This window comes from Arsenophonus sp. ENCA, from assembly GCF_002287155.1.
Classification (GTDB): Bacteria; Pseudomonadota; Gammaproteobacteria; order Enterobacterales; family Enterobacteriaceae; genus Arsenophonus; species Arsenophonus nilaparvatae.
This window is the reverse complement of sequence record NZ_NHNG01000750.1, coordinates 1-2,163: the sequence shown is the minus strand read 5'-3', so window position 1 is coordinate 2,163 and position 2,163 is coordinate 1. Positions and strand designations below refer to the sequence as shown.

The following is a 2,163-nucleotide window of genomic DNA, read 5'->3' as shown; positions in this document are numbered from 1 at the left end:
AGTTGCCTGCCATCTTTACCTTTTTTTTCACGATTTTCTTGGCGGCATTTTAACACTTCAGCGCTCTGTTCCAATTGCTGAATGCGTTTTTCTATCCGCACTGTGACTGGCGCTGCTGAGAGAACCCTTTTTTCTCGTGAAATCGCTTCCTGCGTCAAAAGAGCATAATGAGAACAGGCGGCCTCTATAACTGTTCCATCACCAGCCAGACAGGAAACCCCAGATTGGGTACGAAGAAAAACGGATAATRTAAGTTCTTTAAAAAAACTGCCCGTCAGGACAGTCTGATGTTGATAAATGAAACGTCCAAGGCTGGCATGATCAGGTGTCACGCCATTGCTGACAAAAATACATCCCAAATCTAAACGCGCCAGATTTTCAAGTGCTCTGAGCGAACTATGCCCTTTCATGATCCCATAAAGCAAAATTCCCATCATTGAACGAGGAGAATACGGCGCTCTACCTGTTGAAGAATAACAGCGTTCGAAAGGTACCCAGTCTTGTTCATCCAAAATCTCTGTGACAATAAATGCCCTACGTTCACCAATTTGCTTGAGATAATCGCAAAGGGAAACAGAACCCTCCAAGATAGGTAGATTTTGCGCTTTGACAAACTTACGTTTGGTGTGAGATGGCGATTCCAGTTTGCGAGTAAATACGGTCATAAAAGATCTGCGTTTAAAACGAATAAAGCAAATTTTAATCGATAACATGAGCTTTTGCGACAGCCTCTTAATGTCGGTTTATGCACATAAAATTCATCAGGATTAACCGCTCCTTGAACAACCATCTCGCCAAGCCCACACGCTGAGGTAATAAAAACTACCTGATCAAAACCTGATTCGGTATCTAAAGTAAACATTACGCCCGAAGAAGCTAAATCAGAACGTACCATGCGTTGAATACCAGCAGAAAGCGGGATACCACGATGGTCATAACCTTGATGGACTCGATATGAGATAGCCCGGTCGTTAAATAGTGAAGCAAAAACATGTTTAATCGCAACCATTACCGCGTCAATACCTTGTACATTCAAAAAAGTTTCTTGCTGACCAGCAAAAGAAGCATCTGGCATATCTTCGGCAGTAGCAGAAGAACGTACGGCAAACGAAATATCACACTCATCGGCGCATAATTGCAAAAAAGCCTGCCGAATATCTTGTTCTAATTTATCGCCAAAAGGTGTATCGATGATCCATTGCCGGATTTGGCTACCCGCTTTGGCTAATTGAGTTACATCATCAACATCAATTTCATCCAATAATTGGTATATACGTTGATTAAGCCCACCTTGTTCTAAATAATCATTGAAAGCTCGGGCGGTAGTGGCAAAACCATTCGGCACCATAACATCCAGATCAGCTAAATGTGTGATCATTTCACCTAAAGAGGCGTTCTTTCCACCAACTAAATCAATATCATTCATAGTAAGCTGGTTATACCAAAGTATATTGCATGAAGTACGGCCATTATCGGACATTGAAGAAGATCCCTTATTAAAATTCATAGGAAGTGTAAATATTTTAGTTAGTTGGCAAAATTATCTCATCATTAAGACTAACATAGTGTTGAACCAAAAATGGAATGGTGAATCGATCAAGCTCATAATAATATTTTTTAACGCCAGATAATCTATCATTCGGCTAACAAATTTTTACATTTGATCTTTATTATTTTACTTTCTGAAAATAGAATTAAAGAAAAGGAAAATTAACCAATGGACAATCATCACGCCAAAAATTTAGAACGCTGTGTATTTTTTATCTCTGACGGAACCGCTATTACTGCAGAGACACTCGGGCATGCAGTTTTATCACAATTTCCGCTAAATTTTTCTTCTTACACACTACCGTTTGTCACCAGCGAAAAACGCGCCGAAGAAATAAAACAAAAAATTGATCAAATCTATTCAAAAAGTGCGACAGGAAGTCGTCTGACATATTGTTTTGAAAAAGGAATGGACAAAACCAGTCATCCCATTGACTGTAACCTACCGTGACAGGCGTGGCGGGCAACTGCGGGGTCTGAAGCTCACGGGACAATGTAACCTTGCATTGTAAAATGCGATAACGAAACCGTGAGGGAATAGTTATTACCTGCAAGCATCATGCGGATGAGGTGCTAGGTTTATCGGTATGGTTAACATATGTGAACTGTTAATAA

1 protein-coding gene and 2 pseudogenes are annotated in these 2,163 nt (G+C 40.2%); 1 reads left to right on the top strand and 2 read right to left on the bottom strand.

Annotated elements, in window-relative coordinates:
- The coding region (locus CBG25_RS19500; protein WP_290608724.1) for a transposase at positions 1-713 on the bottom strand (713 nt) is incomplete at its 3' end.
- A 17-nt stretch (positions 714-730) separates the two neighbouring features.
- A pseudogene (locus CBG25_RS19495) lies at positions 731-1,480 on the bottom strand (PEP/pyruvate-binding domain-containing protein); the annotation flags it as partial.
- A 237-nt stretch (positions 1,481-1,717) separates the two neighbouring features.
- Between CBG25_RS19495 and CBG25_RS19490 the strand changes: the two are divergent.
- Positions 1,718-1,918 (top strand): annotated as a pseudogene (locus CBG25_RS19490) (kinase/pyrophosphorylase); the annotation flags it as partial.
- Between the last annotated feature and the right edge of the window lie 245 nt (positions 1,919-2,163).